This is a genomic window from Paenibacillus sp. FSL M8-0334, from assembly GCF_038000405.1.
Lineage (GTDB): Bacteria > Bacillota > Bacilli > Paenibacillales > Paenibacillaceae > Paenibacillus_AQ > Paenibacillus_AQ campinasensis.
The window spans coordinates 865,545-881,049 of the sequence record NZ_JBBOCH010000001.1 but is presented as its reverse complement, the minus strand read 5'-3'; the positions used below and the strand labels follow the sequence as shown (position 1 = coordinate 881,049).

At 43.9% G+C, this 15,505-nt stretch carries 18 protein-coding genes; 13 read left to right on the top strand and 5 right to left on the bottom strand.

Annotated features, from left to right (window positions below):
- Window positions 1-45: 45 nt before the first annotated feature.
- A complete protein-coding gene (locus MKX64_RS03970) occupies window positions 46-690 on the top strand; it encodes a hypothetical protein (protein ID WP_341035373.1) in 645 nt (214 codons plus the stop codon).
- A gap of 37 nt (window positions 691-727) precedes the next feature.
- On the opposite strand, the gene MKX64_RS03965 is transcribed toward MKX64_RS03970, so the two are convergent.
- The gene (locus tag MKX64_RS03965; RefSeq protein WP_341035372.1) at window positions 728-979 is read right to left on the bottom strand and encodes a helix-turn-helix domain-containing protein; all 252 of its coding nucleotides are present in this window, start codon (window positions 977-979) and stop codon (window positions 728-730) included.
- Window positions 980-1,910: 931 nt separating this feature from the next.
- On the opposite strand from MKX64_RS03965, the gene MKX64_RS03960 reads away from it, so the two are divergent.
- The 3 genes from MKX64_RS03960 to MKX64_RS03950 all read left to right on the top strand — a co-directional run bounded on the left by MKX64_RS03960 (window position 1,911) and on the right by MKX64_RS03950 (window position 4,420).
- Window positions 1,911-3,059, top strand: a complete 1,149-nt coding sequence (locus MKX64_RS03960) for a WXG100 family type VII secretion target (protein WP_341035371.1) — start codon at window positions 1,911-1,913, stop codon at window positions 3,057-3,059.
- A 10-nt stretch (window positions 3,060-3,069) separates the two neighbouring features.
- Window positions 3,070-3,423 (top strand): hypothetical protein, encoded by a 354-nt coding sequence (locus MKX64_RS03955; protein WP_341035370.1) that lies wholly within the window; start codon window positions 3,070-3,072, stop codon window positions 3,421-3,423.
- Window positions 3,424-4,054: 631 nt separating this feature from the next.
- Window positions 4,055-4,420: a DUF5412 domain-containing protein gene (locus tag MKX64_RS03950; RefSeq protein ID WP_341035369.1), complete on the top strand. Its 366-nt coding sequence runs from the start codon at window positions 4,055-4,057 to the stop codon at window positions 4,418-4,420.
- Between the two features lie 148 nt (window positions 4,421-4,568).
- On the opposite strand, the gene MKX64_RS03945 is transcribed toward MKX64_RS03950, so the two are convergent.
- Window positions 4,569-5,588, bottom strand: a complete 1,020-nt coding sequence (locus MKX64_RS03945) for an LCP family protein (RefSeq protein ID WP_095399343.1) — start codon at window positions 5,586-5,588, stop codon at window positions 4,569-4,571.
- Between the two features lie 342 nt (window positions 5,589-5,930).
- Here MKX64_RS03945 and MKX64_RS03940 point away from each other — a divergent pair, with 342 nt between their 5' ends.
- From MKX64_RS03940 to MKX64_RS03925, 4 genes are all read left to right on the top strand, one after another.
- Complete coding sequence (locus MKX64_RS03940; protein ID WP_341035368.1) at window positions 5,931-7,169, top strand: WXG100 family type VII secretion target; 1,239 nt, start codon at window positions 5,931-5,933, stop codon at window positions 7,167-7,169.
- Between the two features lie 9 nt (window positions 7,170-7,178).
- Window positions 7,179-7,580, top strand: a complete 402-nt coding sequence (locus tag MKX64_RS03935; RefSeq protein WP_095399387.1) for an Imm7 family immunity protein — start codon at window positions 7,179-7,181, stop codon at window positions 7,578-7,580.
- 359 nt (window positions 7,581-7,939) lie between these two features.
- Window positions 7,940-8,287 carry a hypothetical protein gene (locus MKX64_RS03930; protein WP_341035367.1) on the top strand — a complete coding sequence of 116 codons (348 nt, stop codon included), beginning with the start codon at window positions 7,940-7,942 and terminating at the stop codon, window positions 8,285-8,287.
- Between the two features lie 118 nt (window positions 8,288-8,405).
- Complete coding sequence (locus MKX64_RS03925) at window positions 8,406-8,861, top strand: hypothetical protein (RefSeq protein ID WP_095399389.1); 456 nt, start codon at window positions 8,406-8,408, stop codon at window positions 8,859-8,861.
- Window positions 8,862-8,906: 45 nt separating this feature from the next.
- Here the strand turns inward: MKX64_RS03925 and MKX64_RS03920 are convergent, their stop codons facing one another.
- The gene (locus tag MKX64_RS03920) at window positions 8,907-9,194 is read right to left on the bottom strand and encodes an IS3 family transposase (protein ID WP_341035366.1); all 288 of its coding nucleotides are present in this window, start codon (window positions 9,192-9,194) and stop codon (window positions 8,907-8,909) included.
- 282 nt (window positions 9,195-9,476) lie between these two features.
- On the opposite strand from MKX64_RS03920, the gene MKX64_RS03915 reads away from it, so the two are divergent.
- The 4 genes from MKX64_RS03915 to MKX64_RS03900 all read left to right on the top strand — a co-directional run bounded on the left by MKX64_RS03915 (window position 9,477) and on the right by MKX64_RS03900 (window position 12,112).
- Entirely contained in the window at window positions 9,477-10,739 is a 1,263-nt protein-coding gene (locus tag MKX64_RS03915) for a WXG100 family type VII secretion target (protein ID WP_341035365.1), read from the top strand.
- A gap of 17 nt (window positions 10,740-10,756) precedes the next feature.
- Window positions 10,757-11,206, top strand: a complete 450-nt coding sequence (locus tag MKX64_RS03910; protein ID WP_341035364.1) for a contact-dependent growth inhibition system immunity protein — start codon at window positions 10,757-10,759, stop codon at window positions 11,204-11,206.
- A 326-nt stretch (window positions 11,207-11,532) separates the two neighbouring features.
- Entirely contained in the window at window positions 11,533-11,772 is a 240-nt protein-coding gene (locus MKX64_RS03905) for a helix-turn-helix transcriptional regulator (RefSeq protein ID WP_095267282.1), read from the top strand.
- The gene (locus MKX64_RS03900) at window positions 11,762-12,112 is read left to right on the top strand and encodes a DUF2178 domain-containing protein (protein WP_095399004.1); all 351 of its coding nucleotides are present in this window, start codon (window positions 11,762-11,764) and stop codon (window positions 12,110-12,112) included. Before MKX64_RS03905 ends, MKX64_RS03900 begins: the two co-directional genes overlap by 11 nt.
- Window positions 12,113-12,258: 146 nt before the next feature.
- Here the strand turns inward: MKX64_RS03900 and MKX64_RS03895 are convergent, their stop codons facing one another.
- On the bottom strand, window positions 12,259-13,149 hold the full coding sequence (locus tag MKX64_RS03895) for a class I SAM-dependent methyltransferase (protein WP_341035363.1): 891 nt from the start codon (window positions 13,147-13,149) through the stop codon (window positions 12,259-12,261).
- 231 nt (window positions 13,150-13,380) lie between these two features.
- Window positions 13,381-14,751 carry a helix-turn-helix domain-containing protein gene (locus MKX64_RS03890; RefSeq protein WP_341036237.1) on the bottom strand — a complete coding sequence of 457 codons (1,371 nt, stop codon included), beginning with the start codon at window positions 14,749-14,751 and terminating at the stop codon, window positions 13,381-13,383.
- Between the two features lie 211 nt (window positions 14,752-14,962).
- On the opposite strand from MKX64_RS03890, the gene MKX64_RS03885 reads away from it, so the two are divergent.
- Complete coding sequence (locus MKX64_RS03885) at window positions 14,963-15,481, top strand: DUF4241 domain-containing protein (RefSeq protein ID WP_095267286.1); 519 nt, start codon at window positions 14,963-14,965, stop codon at window positions 15,479-15,481.
- Window positions 15,482-15,505 lie beyond the last annotated feature (24 nt).

The window sequence follows — 15,505 nt, the reverse complement described above, 5'->3', positions numbered from 1 at the left end:
TGTAAACATGAACATAAACAACCAACTTGATGAATTATTTGAACAATGGAGAATGCACGCAGCGTGCACCGAGGGGATTTTCATTCCGGATGGGCATGTGGACAGGAAGCATGGGGCGGCGCAGAGCATAAATTGATGGTGCTGCTGAAAGAGGTTAATTCTTCGGACGCCGGGTGGGACCTGCAGCAGTTCGTAAGAGAGAAAGGGTATCTGAAAGTAAGAAGCACCTGGCCAGTACTCCTTCGTTGGACCTACGGAATCCTCCAAGGATTCCCGGAATATAGTGAAGTTGAGCAGCGTTATGAAGACGTGAAGAAAGAAGCGGACGAGTTTCTGCGAAAGGTCTATTTTGCAAATGTAAAGAAGATTGCTGGTGGCGCCAAGGCCAATCATACCGATGTCGAGCGCCATATACAGGAGACTGGCGAGCTTCTTCTACAGCAAATTAGGATCGTCCATCCCGACTTGGTCCTGTGCTGCGGTGATGTCATATTCAACGGTATCCATGAGTTACTGAGAAAAGTTTGCCCTCGTACATATGAGCTTAAGCAGACTTCCGGTGGACTGGATTACATCATATTGGCGGACACTCAAACAGTCTTGATTCGTTATCATCACCCTAACGCTTATTATCCAAGAGCGATGTCTTACACATATCTGATGAAAGAGATTCAGAAGATATTTTCCTAATCTATAGTTGGAAAAACCCTGAGAGGGCAAGACTCTCTTAAATATCCAGTTTCATCTCCCTCTCATAGCCCTCAATCAGAGCCGACGGCTTAACATGAAGCGCCCTTGCTAATGCGGTAATCGTTAGCAGAGAGGGTGCTTTTTCTCCGTTCTCGAGTTCACTGATATAGGACCGGTCAACACGGGAATAGAGACTAAGCTCGTCTTGAGTAAGCTTCTTCTCTTTCCGAAGGTTTCGTAGAGCTCTGCCGAAGGCGAGCAATTCTGCGGATTTCTCACTATTAGCCACATTCGATAACCCCTTATTTGATAGTTAAACTAATCTTATGTCGTTCTATAAGGGAATTTCTGTAGGCTATTGCCTACATTATAGTTGTGATGATAGAATACAGTTACTGGAAAACAATAATTAAGATTACTAAATCATGTTCTTTAGTGAAAGGGTGTGAAGGGAATATGAAGTCAGTGGTGATCAGTGAAGCCGATTTAAGTGTAAATCTGTCCTCCCAACATATAAGGGGGAGTTGTTCTTACCAAGATACGATTCTACTTCATACCAGCTGCTCTCAAGAATATATGAAATTATCCAAGCATTTCTTGGATAAGAACCTGCTCTATGTCAGTTTGTTGTTATGTACCAGGGCATTAAAATCCATGTTAAATGCATTATATATTAAAGTGGAGGGAAGACAGCCGGTTTCAAACATTTTACTAGAAGATATACTGCGGATGTTCCCCGGAGCCTCCGGAATGAATGTGGAGGCGTTGATATTTATACATTCTTTATCCTTTTTATCACAGGAGAGCACTCTTATTAGTAAAATGGAGCCTACACATCTAATGAACCTGATGAGTAGAGCGGATGAACTCCTTCTTCAAATATCCAGACTACTAGAATTGCCCTATGAACCTTATCAATCCGTTATAAAATATAGGACTTGTTAAGGACAAGTACAGAGCATTCCTCACTTTTTACGGTATTTAGAAATTCTTGACCTAGGCCGTGAGTCCATTCTCTTACAATTCCTATAACAATGATTATAGGATGGCGAACGTCCTCGTAATAAAGTCCCGTTACTAACTGAGTAAAAGATCCTAGTCTTAAAGTGACATAGCAAGGCCTACAGAACCTTTTCCATATAATTGTAATGAAGTAAAATATTAAAGCTAACGATGATCGGAATCGGGATTCATCCCGGAAGCAAGATGGAGAGGTTGTTATGAGTAGAATTTTGGTCACACCAGAGATGCTGCTGCGGGTTGCAGCGCAATGTTCCAATGCACATGAACAGCTCGAAAGTATGATCCATACGTTGAATCAGAGCATCCATACGCTGGCGTCTGGTTGGGAAGGGACGACGAGGTCCCGTTTTTATGCGGATTTCCAGAGGGCGCATCGGGAGATGACGCAGACGACCGAGCATATCCAACGGACCAGCTTGGAGCTTAAAGCCATCGCACAGCGTTTTAAGGCCGCAGATGAGCGGGTACAACCAATCCAGGTTGCTGGGCATACGCTGGGAGCATTCCCTATGATGAGAGGGCCGGCAGGTTATAGGGCTGTAGATAATGCCGGGAGAAAAGTTGAGGAATCCTGGAATGCAGTGCAGCATGAGGCCGGGGAGTTCTGGGAAGGTCTGAAGATCGGGGCCATGCAGTTCGGTAGCTCGCTAAAGGATACGGCAATCTCCTTGTTCGAGGACCCGCTTGGAACGGGGAAATCGATGCTCTATAATGCAACTATTGGGACGGCCGAGGATATTCGAGACACGGCGATATGGGCGGGCCGAATGCTATTTAGCAATGAGTACCGTGACAAAGTCGTGGAAGACACCATGCAAGAAGTCGAAGCGGCAGGAGGCTGGTCGACGTATCTTGGAACGCAGTCGGCAATGATCATTGGAGGCGCACTCCTCAACCGTGCTGGACTTAGAGTGGGAGGCCCGCGGAATAATAAGCATGATGATCTTGGCGGCGGAAATAGTGGTGGAAGCGGTAGCGGTAATGGTGGCAGCGATCGTGGAGGTGGCAATAATAGTGGTGATGGTGACGGTAGAAAGCCGGGGAATGAGGGAAAGGGTGATACTGTAGGGAACTTTGCAGGTAAAATTAATACTGAAAACATACCTAACATGTCAAAGCAAGAAATCTTAGATAGCTTGCCGAAGGATTGGAAGTATACTGAGAACAATGGTTTCGTTCACATTAGAGATGCTAATGGAAACGTCCGAATGAAAATCGACCCACCTGATAAGGTTACAAAGTATGACCATGTTCATTTGTTTGATGAAAGTGGTAATCCAATTGATGTAAACCTGAATGTTGTTGACAGAAAAAGCCCTGATGCTCATATCCCATATAAAAAGTGAGGTGATTAGCGTGAATGCTGAAAAAATTCTATCCGAAATTGAGGCAATGCACTACTGGGATGCTAGAGTATTAAAGTTTGATTCGAGTTTTTTTGGTGATGAAATAACGCTTGTGTTTGAGGACACAGAGTTTAACGTCAAGCTGTCCTTTATGGGGTGCTCTAGTTTTTCATTTGTTACAAGTGCCGATGATAGGATAATGCCTTTAAGAGAGTTGACTAGACCACAAATTCCTTATTTTCTTCAAGATATCGAAGTCACAGATGTGCTGAGTGAGGGGCATCGTTTACTAAATTGCAAAATTTTAATGCCCCCTCTTAACGCAGAAATACTTTGCACTTCAATTTCGATTGAAAAGATATAATAATAATCAACCTTGATTGGCTTCGTGCCTTTCAAGGTTCTTACTTTTAGATATGGAGACCGACCTAAATGTAGCCGATTCCAAATAACTATCTAATTTCAATTGCTCTTATATGTTGGTTTGTTATGTTCACTGTTAGAATTATCCTATCTGCATATCGAGAAATATTCAATAGATTATCGCTGAAAGTCTAGTTTTTAGGAGCCAGAATCATCATACCTTCATTATTTAAATGAGTTTCCTCAAAAAAGGTTCCACAACCTATCATCTTCCACGGCGCTATTGGATTTAGCTGTCTTTTTAATAAATTCATCAATTATAATTTCATATTCTATGGTTTCTATGGTTCCCCATGAATTTGAAAGGCTCTCTCTCAGATAAAAATCCTTAACAATAGGATCAATAAAATCCTTGTTAGCCCCAAAGGAATGACGATCCGTTGATAAACTATATTGTTTATAAGCTTACTTATGTTTAAGTTATGGTTGCTCATAATCATTCCACCTTATTAAGAAGACCGTCCTAAAGACAGTGCAAACTAAGCTCCGCGACGGCTACTTTTGCAACTACGAAACATTTGATCTACAAGATCACTCCTGGATATCATTTATATAATGGGAGAACATATGTAATGAACAAGAAACGTTGGGGCCTACGAATAACGATCTTACTAGTTATCATTATCGCTATATACTTCTACCTATCAACCTTTACTTTGCTCCTACTCCCTAAAGGAGATTTAATCATGAGCTCTGACTCACCTAATAATAAGTTTACTTTTAACGCATATCTAGTAAATGCGGGGGGAGCAACGGGCGCCTTTGCTGTGAGAGGGGAGTTAATAAACAATCTTAATGGTAAAACGAAAAATATCTATTGGGAATACAGAGTTGAGGAAGCTTACGTGGAGTGGATGGACGAGAGCACAATCCTTGTTAACGGCAGGAAGCTGGATGTAAATACAGATAAGTATGACTTTAGAGAACATAGAAATTAAACGAAGACAATAGCTTGAAAAAGATACGTAACATGGACATCAGCAACAGGCCGCTAACGGTTAAGATAGCGACCTATTTCTTTTCCCTAAATCTGGTTTCTCCTCAAAGATTCTAGAGAGAGTTTACTCTTTTACTTTATCGCGGCACCTAATTCATTTCCTTAGGATGAATAAGCTCTCCTGGATCAGTTCCGTTATTTAACCAATTCGATATAAGATCCTGTGTATATTCGAGATCCGCTGCATCAAGGTCATAATACCAGACGGTTCCCCGCATAGTTCCCTTACCTTGTAACATATAATTTTCAAAATCAGGCGGCGTGTCGTTTAGAAGTACGGCTTCAGCTAAATCCAAAATAAAATCAGGATCCATATTTGTGGTAAAGTTAGAACCGGCAATTTCCATTAACTCCGGAACCTTTGTGATATTTTTCAACTCCAAAAATTTCCCCATGAGAGCCTTAATAAAAATACGTTGACGCTCGGTACGTTTAAAATCAGAATCCTCACGGTAACGGACATAACTTAAAGCATCTTGGCCATCATATACCGGTTTATTGGGCTCTATTCTTAATGGTTCGTGATTCGGATTTTTATTCTCAATGACTTCAGTAATAGGGAGTTCTACGCCGCCAACGGCGTCCACGATATCAATAACCCCATGAAAGTTGATGGCCCCGTAATAATCGACTTTATGGTTCAGTAAGTGCTCAACGGTGTCGATCGCCATTTTGGCTCCACCGTGGGCATAGGCGGAGTTGATTTTAGATTGAACATCTCTCCCAATGATATCCGTATAAGAATCCCGGGGGATGGAGACGAGTAATACCTTGTTATCTTTAGGGCGAATGACAGAATAGATGACGGTATCTGACCTGCTGGGCTCCTTATCACGCTGATCAACTCCGAGAAGCAGCAAGGAGAAAGGCTCGCCTTCGAATGCTTGGGGTTTGTTTTTTTCATAACCTACGGGCTTATACGATTTGTCTAAAATGGTTTTAACGTCATCTTTAAGCAGCGTATTAAAGACAAGTACAGATAGTTCTTTTCTAAACAGATAGCCAGTAGCAGCAAGAAGGACGAGAATGATGAGTGAAATCATAATCCATTTCTTTTTATTTATCTTGTTACGAAATTTAAGGTTCCTTGAATTGAGTCGTGGCTCCATTCTTTCCAACTCCTTTCCAATACCATACAAACGCGAGGGTCTTCCACTTGCTGGGCTATGCAGGTTCTGATTTTATAGCTAATATCCATCATAGAATAAACGTTATGCTGGTAGAATAAGTTTCAGTTTTTCTTTTTTGTGATGGACAGTGCCGCTCCCCCTGTTTCGCATATATCCCTTCCCCATTGTGACTATGAGATCATAAACACCTGCAGGGATCATCGGATTTATAGGACTGATCGAAGGCCTCTGGAACCTTTTCCATATAATTGAATTAGAGTAAAATCATTAATCTAAGTATGATCGTGACAAATGCATTGTGGTTGATGGAGAGGGTTAGCGATGACGAGAATTCTAGTTCCGCCTGAAGTGCTGCTGAAGGTAGGGGAACAGTTCGGCCAGGCGGCTGGACAGCTCGAAAGTATGATCCATACGTTGAATCAGAGCATCCATACGCTGGCGTCTGGTTGGGAAGGGACGACGAGGTCCCGTTTTTATGCGGATTTCCAGAGGGCGCATCGGGAGATGACGCAGACGACGGAGCATATCCAGCGGACCAGCTTGGAGCTTAAAGCCATCGCACAGCGTTTTAAGGCCGCAGATGAGCGGGTACAACCGATCCAGGTTGCTGGACATACGCTGGGAGCATTCCCTATGATGAGAGGGCCGGCAGGTTATGGGGCTGTAGATAATGCCGGGAGAAAAGTTGAGGAATCCTGGAATGCAGTGCAGCATGAGGCCGGGGAGTTCTGGGAAGGTCTGAAGATCGGGGCCATCCAGCTCGGTAGCTCGCTAAAGGATACGGCAATCTCCTTGTTCGAGGACCCGCTTGGAACAGGGAAATCGATGCTCTATAATGCAACGATTGGGACGGCCGAGGACATTCGAGACACGGCGATATGGGCGGGCCGAATGCTATTCAGCAATGAGTACCGTGACAAAGTCGTGGAAGACACCATGCAAGAAGTTGAAGCGGCAGGTGGCTGGTCGACGTATCTGGGAACACAGTCGGCAATGATCATTGGAGGCGCACTCCTCAACCGTGCTGGACTTAGAGGGGGAGGCCCACGGAATAATAAGCATGATGATCTTGGCGGCGGAAATAGTGGTGGTAGTGGAAGCGGTAGCGGTAATGGTGGCAGCGATCGTGGCGGTGGCGGCAACAGTGGTGGTAATAGTAGCAGTCATGGTGACGGTAAGAAGTCGGGGGATGTGGGGATGGGTGATGTAGGTCGCTATTCAGGAAATCTGGAGGTTGTAAATAAACCTGATGCGGCAGCAGATGCATTAGCTGGTAGAATCGGCGGACAGTCCCGTGTGAAGTTCTCCAATGACCCCGCTCACAGAGAGTTTGACGCTATTAGTGACCAGTATGTTGCTCAATCAAAACCAGCACTTCAAACAGTAAACAAAAGTATCCGTGATCAAATGAAGGCTACTTTTGAGGCTGCACAGGAAACGGGAAGAAAGGTTTACTATCATTTTGAGGGGCAACCTGCTCAATCCGTAATTGATAAGTTGAATGAGTATAGCAGTAGATATGGAATTGAAGTTATAATTGATACAAAACCTTTGAAATAGGTGATAACAATGTATGAATTTCACGGTTGGGCTACTATCCATGAGACAACAGCAGAAGCTGATGCAGGTAGTTTAGAATTGATTATAAAGAACATACAGAGCTTTATTTCAGAGTTAAATTGGAGTAGTGGACTTCTAAAATTGTATCCTGCTAACGGCAACTATTATCTTTCCGTAGGCGGATTCTTGAATCGTAAAACTTCTGAAGCAGAGGAAGTCATTAAGCTTTATCAATTCATCGCGGACCAAGCACCGGGTTCCTACGGCTTGCTTTATACAAGGGACGATGAAGATATCGAAGGCTACGATAATCAGTTTAAAGTCTTTGTTTTAGCCCGTGGTAATATACAACTAAAAGAAGATATGTTCTTATCTCCCTTTGTTCCTGTAGTGGAAGATGATAACGAGTAATTTTTATCATGATCCTTGATTGGCTCCACGCCTTTCAAGGTTTTTTCGTTGGTAGAAGGATGACAACGAATGAATCCATCTCTCAACCAATAACACTTAAAGCAGCTAACGTAGCACCCCGTGTAAATGGGTACTGCTTGCCATCTAACATAATGGTGCCTGTAATGGCAGCGGTAGCGGTGGCGGTGATGATAGCGGCGATCGTGGTGGTAAGAAGTCGGGGGATGAGGGTTCGGGTAAAGCCATGAGCAACATGATCAACAACATAAGAACAAAGACACCATTATTATATTGATATTGATGGAAATCCAGTGTGGTTCCAAAGCTTCTCCTATTGTAATAAAGGACGGTGAGTAAGTATGAAAATAGCTACTTTTATTGAAGAATACGATCTGCATGACAGCCTGTTAGAAAATATTAGTATTAACGGCGAGAAACTAGTTCTCGATATCGATCTCTGTAATTGGAGACAAAAAAATTACAGTCCTGAGGAAGATGAAATGAAAGTAATTAAGGTTACTTTTGAAAATGTACATAGTTATCATTTAGATGCAACAAATGATACGGTAGATTCCGATTCAATCTTGGAGATCCGTTGTAGGGATGTGGATATTTCTACAACGTCGAAAGACATAAAAATCGTCTTTGAAGGTGAAGGAGATATAAAAATAATGACATTTAGAAGTGATAGTGTAACCTTAGAGTAATTAGTATAATCTTGATCGAGTGCTCGTCACTCAGTCATCTTGGCCAACAACTAACTCAGATCACAAAGCGTTATATATATGAACCTATTTATGAAAGAGATGTAAAGGAGATTGTGAAGTGCTGAAAAGATTTAATTTAGCCGTAGTTCCAATTGCGTTTGCTCTTTCACTGAGTAGTTTTATTGCAGCGTTTACTGATGAAGCACCAATCCCTTCTCAGTCACCTGTTGTTGAAACAGAGAATCCCGGAGAAGGCGAAGGGCCTATCATTACCCCGTTCGACGTTCAACTAATTTCGCCGTTCCGTTATACTGGCCTTCCTGCATATGAAAACACCTTTACTGTCAACCCTTCTAATGGGGAGAATGTAAATGTGTGGATAAAGAACTATAGCAGCGCCAAAATCTATATGAAGATCTACAAAAATGGAGTAGAAGTCTTCGAAATTCCCTTTGATGTTGGGGAACAAAAAACTTCTTATATCTACACGTCAGTAGCAAATACTTATAAAATCTATGTGTTCAGTAAAACGGGTCACTCTTTAGATTTTAATGTTAGTGCGAGACAATATTAATTGAATTAAGGTAAAAGCCAGCACCGTGAATGTGCTGGTTCTTTGTTAAGCTGCTGACTTTTCTTGCAACCAACCCATCATCTGATTTGTCGACAGTAAATCAGACAATATTAAGGGCTTATTGTCGATACTGAACAGGCTCATATAGCCTAAAGTTCCATGGATGCGATCCTTGTTGAACCAGTTGACGTAATCATATAATATCCAATTCCAGGTGACCGTCTTGTGGAAGGTCATCTGGTTCACAGACTCTGTTTTCATGATCTTGTATGTGGCCTCGGCCACAGCGTTGTCAAACAGATAGCCAGCGCTGGCAAGCAGGACGGGAATCATGGGCGAAATACTTATCCATTTTGTGAAGGTTCTGGTTTCATAGCTAATATCGTTGGTGGAAGAAGTTTTTTTCTTTTGTAATGGACAGTACCGCTCCCCCTGTTTCGCATATATCCCCTCCCCATTATGACTATGAGATCATAAACACCTGCAGGGATCATCGGATTTTATAGGACTGATCGAAGGCCTCTTGAACCTTTTCCATATAATTGAATTAGAGTAAAATCATTAATCTAAGTATGATCGTGACAAATGCTTCGTGGTTAATAGAGAGGGTTAGCGATGACGAGAATTCTAGTTCCGCCTGAAGTGCTGCTGAAGGTAGGAGAACAGTTCGGCCAGGCGGCTGGACAGCTCGAAAGTATGATCCATACGTTGAATCAGAGCATCCATACGCTGGCGTCTGGTTGGGAAGGGACGACGAGGTCCCGTTTTTATGCGGATTTCCAGAAGGCGCATCGGGAGATGACGCAGACGACCGAGCATATCCAGCGGACCAGCTTGGAGCTTAAAGCCATCGCACAGCGTTTTAAGGCCGCAGATGAGCGGGTACAACCGATCCAGGTTGCTGGGCATACGCTGGGAGCGTTTCCTATGATGAGAGGGCCGGCAGGTTATGGGGCTGTAGATAATGCCGGGAGAAAAGTTGAGGAATCCTGGAATGCAGTGCAGCATGAGGCCGGGGAGTTCTGGGAAGGTCTGAAGATCGGGGCCATGCAGCTCGGTAGCTCGCTAAAGGATACGGCGATTTCCTTGTTCGAGGACCCGCTTGGAACGGGGAAATCGATGCTCTATAATGCAACTATTGGGACGGCTGAGGATATTCGAGACACGGCGATATGGGCGGGCCGAATGCTATTCAGCAATGAGTACCGTGACAAAGTCGTGGAAGACACCATGCAAGAAGTCGAAGCAGCAGGAGGCTGGTCGACGTATCTGGGCACACAGTCGGCAATGATCATTGGAGGCGCACTCCTCAACCGTGCTGGACTTAGAGGGGGAGGCCCGCGGAATAATAAGCATGATGATCTTGGCGGCGGAAATGGTGGTGGAAGCGGTAGCGGTAATGGTGGCAGCGATCGTGGAAGTAGAGGCAACAGTGGTGGTAATAGTAGTGGTGATGGTGACGGTAGGAAGTCGGGGGATGAGGGGACGGGTAAGGGTGGTAAGATAATCTCTAGTGTTGATGATTTATCAGAAGTTGCAAAGTCTAAAATTACTACTAGCCAAAGAGCTACATTGAACCAACAGGAGAGAACATACTCGCATTTAACCGAAATGGATTTAAAAGGAGCACAGAGAGACTTAGATGGCGCTCCTGTTCCCAAACCAGGTGGAGGTTATTATGATCATGCTCAAGAAGTTTCTGATGCATATCGTGGTTTAGTTGATTTAAAAAGAAGTTGGGAAGGGATGCTTAAAAAGCCTAATTTAGATGATGAACTTCGGCAACTTTACACATCTAAGTTGAATGAGGTAAACGCTACAATGGAAAAAGTTGAAACTATGTTTAGTCCACATGGCGGAGTGTTTCCACCTAAATAATGATTGGAGTAATGTATATGATTAATAGAAAAAAGACATTAAAAGAGTATTTGACTGATGAAGATTATGAAAGTGTAGTACAAAATGCAACAAATTTTTCTGATATGTCGCTACCTGTGTGGCATTTGGAGATTACAGGTAAATGTCTGTGTGAGTTATCGAACTTCGATTTGATCCGTTGTATTAGACAGGATGTTTTTACAGATTTAGCGACGTTTGAAATTATTGAGAGGATTGATGAACAGAATACACCGTTCTATGCTGATATTGATTCAATGGAATTGATGGAAAAGTTATCATCTGTTAGTTCGGATATACTTTCAGTATATAAGAGTAAATTGGATAAAATGATTGAAAATGTTGAAAAGAATGACTTAATAAATTTAGCGGATATTTGGATGTTCGATGAACAGAAGGAGACGTATCAAGGCTACATAGATGTAATAAAAAATAAAATTCATGGATAATGGTAAGCAATACTTGACTGGTGGTGGGGGGGACACCCAGTGCCGAATGAACCCATTATCCAACAATAACACAAATAAACCCATGTAATACCTGTATTGAAATTTTTCCATTTCGATTGTACGCACAATAATGCTTGAATTTTATACCTCCAATAATGCTTTGACGAACCTGACGAAATCATGAATTTCGTCAGGTTCTTTCTGCATTCGGGCTCTTGTTGTATCAAAGCAATCCAATCAAAAGTAAAGTTATTTAACGCTTTTGTATAAGTATACTTTACTTTTATAAAAAGTGAGTTTATAATTTGTTTCAAGAGGTGATGGTCATGAAGAAAGATTTTGGTGATTCGATATCTAACAAGGTTTATGAATATCGTGTACTTGCCAGAATGTCTCAGCAAGAATTAGCTGAGAAGGTCGGAGTTTCCAAACAAACCATCTTCGTCATGGAAAAAGGAAATTATGTTCCGACGCTGCTGTTAGCTTTTCGAATTGCGGAGTTTTTTAATGTTGATGTAAACGATATTTTTAGTTACGTGAAAGGAAATGATCAAAATGATAAGTAAGTTTTTCTCAGATATCCACGACGCAATTTTTTTACCTTTAAAGTCCTGGGCTGAACAATCTCCGGGAAATTGGAATATTCTCATTGGTGTGGGTGGATTACTGCTTATTGGTAGTATGATTTTTGTCTATGTATTTCATAAGATGATTGGGCAAGACGACGAACGGACAAATAAAATCTTTTTGAAAAGCAGTTACTGTATGCTGTGGGCCATTATTCTATGTGACATGATTTTTCCCAAAGAGTATATGTGGAACATCTTTTTCTTGTTCAAATATTCGCTGGGCTTTTTAGCTGGTGGAGTTTACATGGCCATACAATATAAAAAGGACTTTTCATAGAGGACAGTTACGATAGGCTAAAGCTCATGGCGAGTCATGAAGAGAACGTGTGGATACCCGTCAGGCGTTTAACAACCTGTGCAGTACCCACACGGATAATAAGGGATTCGGGCTTAACGGTCCTTCAGTAATTTCGCGATAAGCACTCAGTTCTCTCGGGTGTACATGTTCTGATCCTGCAATCGAATCAATACTTTGCCAAATCGTCCGCCTTCCTCGATAACAACCTTGCCAGACGGATAGGCTTGCTCCAGATAGTCGGCAATGATCTTTCGCATCCGCTCATCCACAGGCAGTCGATGATGACGAAGCCAAGTTAACGCTTCTTCCAGCGCCTCTTCTGCGGAGAGTTCCTTTGATTTCGTTTCCCGTGTAATCAGCGATTCGTAAGCGTAACCTTTCAAGTACAGCAGATGCAGCAAGTATGCCATTTCCGTAGGTTTCGAATGGAGGGGCTGATCGGTGACGAGCGGCCAGATCTCATTCACCAGGCTATGCTCGTGCGTATTTACCGGCATGCTGATATAACAGAACTGTCGGGCGCATTGGAGGATCTTGTTCACGCTATCCCAATCATGGACAACCGGACACATGGAGACAAAGACGAGATCGAATGCCTGATTCCAGCCTCTTGCCGCGACGTCGATATCCTCGAATCTCTCGGGTACAATCTTGACTTGATGTTTGGTCAGATGCGCGATGTTGTAGTCCAGCAATTCGATCAGCGGAGGGGAGGTCTCAATGGCCGTTACCGCAGCTCCACGCTCTGCAAACGGCACGGTGAACACGCCCGAGGCGGCGCCGATATCCAACACTGAGGCATGCTCGAACCGCACGCCCTGTCCTTCCAGCCAATTGATGATTCTCCTGGACCGCTTCCGTCCCTCTTCGTTAAACGATTGCTCGTTGAATGCCTCGGCCTTCTGATCGAAAGATCTGGAAGGATCAATGCCGGCCTTTCTCATTTTGCTTATCACGGTGTTGGCGTCGTTTTTCCAAGCTTTTTCCCATATAGCTGCATTAAAAAATTCATTCATGTTGTCGCCTCCAATTGTTTATTCGTTATAATTATAGATCTACAATATCCATTATTGAGGCGCGAAAAGGCTGAACTTGCTGACATCATCATTAATCCGTACTTTTCAAGAACGGCTGCGATTTTTCACCTTTCTTCTCGGCGGTGTCTTTATTATAGATCTATGTTATCCATAATAAACAATTCAACTTCAAGTTGCAATCCCATTGTCATCTGAAAATGTAGAAATGGATTAAATCACAAGCATTCCGCTGCTTCTGCGGCTTTGTCGTATCGCTTCATATCGCTCCAGATCGGCATGACTTAACTTGGACCGAAGATGCTCCAGGATCGTCTTACATCTCATAACGTTGACAGGATTGCGGATTTGATAGGAGACCTCTAATGCGTCTAATAAATACCCGATGCCTTTCGAGGTGTTCTGCTGTCGCAAATAATACTCCCCGACATCCGCCAGAAAAATGGCAAAGCCGTCATCGATCATCTGGCCGGTATAGGTTCCGGTGGCGCTTTTGTCCTGAAGAAACGCTGCGATAAGATGTTCATTCGGCTCAAGATATCTCTCAATCTCAAACTGATACCTATTGGCAGCCTGCACAATGTTGAATAGAGCACGAAGAGTTTCGTTCTCATGGGAAGAGATGTACGCCATGTAGGCATCGAGAACCTCTACTTTTCCCATCATCAACTGATACAGATAGCGGTTGGCCGTCGCCCACACCTTAAACTGCTGCTTGGTGTCTTCGGCAGTCTCATCACTTTCTACAACCCAGCTGTGCTCCTCGTAGCGGGATACGTACTCCAGAGCCAGCTCATAATCGGCATGCTCAGCGGCAATAGAACCTAGAATCAGGTCCGAGTATAAAATATAACCAAATAACGGCTTCGCCGGCTCGATCACGCTTCTCTTCGTCTTGGAAGCATGATGCTTGGCGTTATACCGCATTCTAGCGATGCGTCCCATTTCCTGCGCATACCCTCGTGCCTTGTCCCACTTACGTAAAGACAGCAGAATATTCGCCAGGTCCTTCAGACCGTCCAATTGCAGAGCCTCCGGAAGCCGCCGGACATAGGGCTCAAATTGAATAGCACAGTTCAGGTTATGCTCCTGATCGGCATTTAGGGAAGACGTGAATATTCGATACTGGCACCAACTCAAGCGTTCCGAATGCTGATACTTTTCACTTTCGGCAACTTTTGTGTAGAGGATGAGGGCTGCTTCGGCATATCCTTGATGATACAGTTCCTCTGCACAATCAAATAGCTGATCGGAGTAACTCAGATGCTCTGTCAGCATACCTGCCGCCTGCTCGATACAATCGAGCTTGCCTATTTCAGCACAGCGGATGATATAAGGACCGAGCCTTCTCCAGTTGGCCGTGGATTCTTGTACATACGCCGCATAGAAGTGCCCTTCCTCAAGGCCCATCGCACGCGTAATCGCGTCCAGGCTTGCTACAGACAGCTGCAGCTGTGCATGAAGGAATCGGCTGAGGGTTCCCGAGTTCACTCCGGATTTTGCGGCAAAGGCAGAGATGCTCACATGATTCTCCTCCATATATCGTAAAAGCGCTGTGCTGATCGTGAAGTCGGTAGGCACCATCACACTCACCCTCCAAGACGTGTTCCATATTCAGGAAATGACGTATATAAGTAATTTACTGTACGAATACACCCGTGGTCAATGCCTTACAACAGAAATCTGGTACATAAGTAGCATGGCTATTTTCCTTGCGTATTCAATAAGCTGATCCGCTGCCTTCGATGCATGCTAGAATAGATGTACAACAACATTGTGAATGGAGGTATCCTCGTTGATCATTCAACTGGGTAATTTCGAAGTGAATTCCGGTCAACTGGTAGTGGCCGATCCTTGCTATGATTTGGAGACGACAAGCAACGTGATCATAGGTACGGTGGAGCCTGTGCTGAACGGCATGTGGTCCGCAGAGGTGGAGAAGATCGAACTCCCGGACTGGGGCGAGGCTAACGCTAAGCTGACGGCATATCATCCATCTGTTGCCGAACAGGGCGAATATCTGGAATGGATCAAATGTCCGTTTGTCGTTGGGGTGGATAGCGGGCAGGCGGGGATTTTTGATATTCGCAAGTACCGGATTCCGGATGCAGGAGCAGCACCGGGCAGCTCCGATACAGACTCTGATTGGTATTACGCTTGTTGTGATATGACCGAGAGCGGGGAAGAGGCCGGCGTGCTGGATGGAGGGGCCGTCTCGCGCAGCGGCATAGGTGACGGGGCGTACGGCGTGTATAAGGCGGTTAATGCCCAGGATCAGGTCGTTGGTGTGAAGATTGTGTTTATTAAACGTTAGGATGCATCCGCAGCGTCGAATATT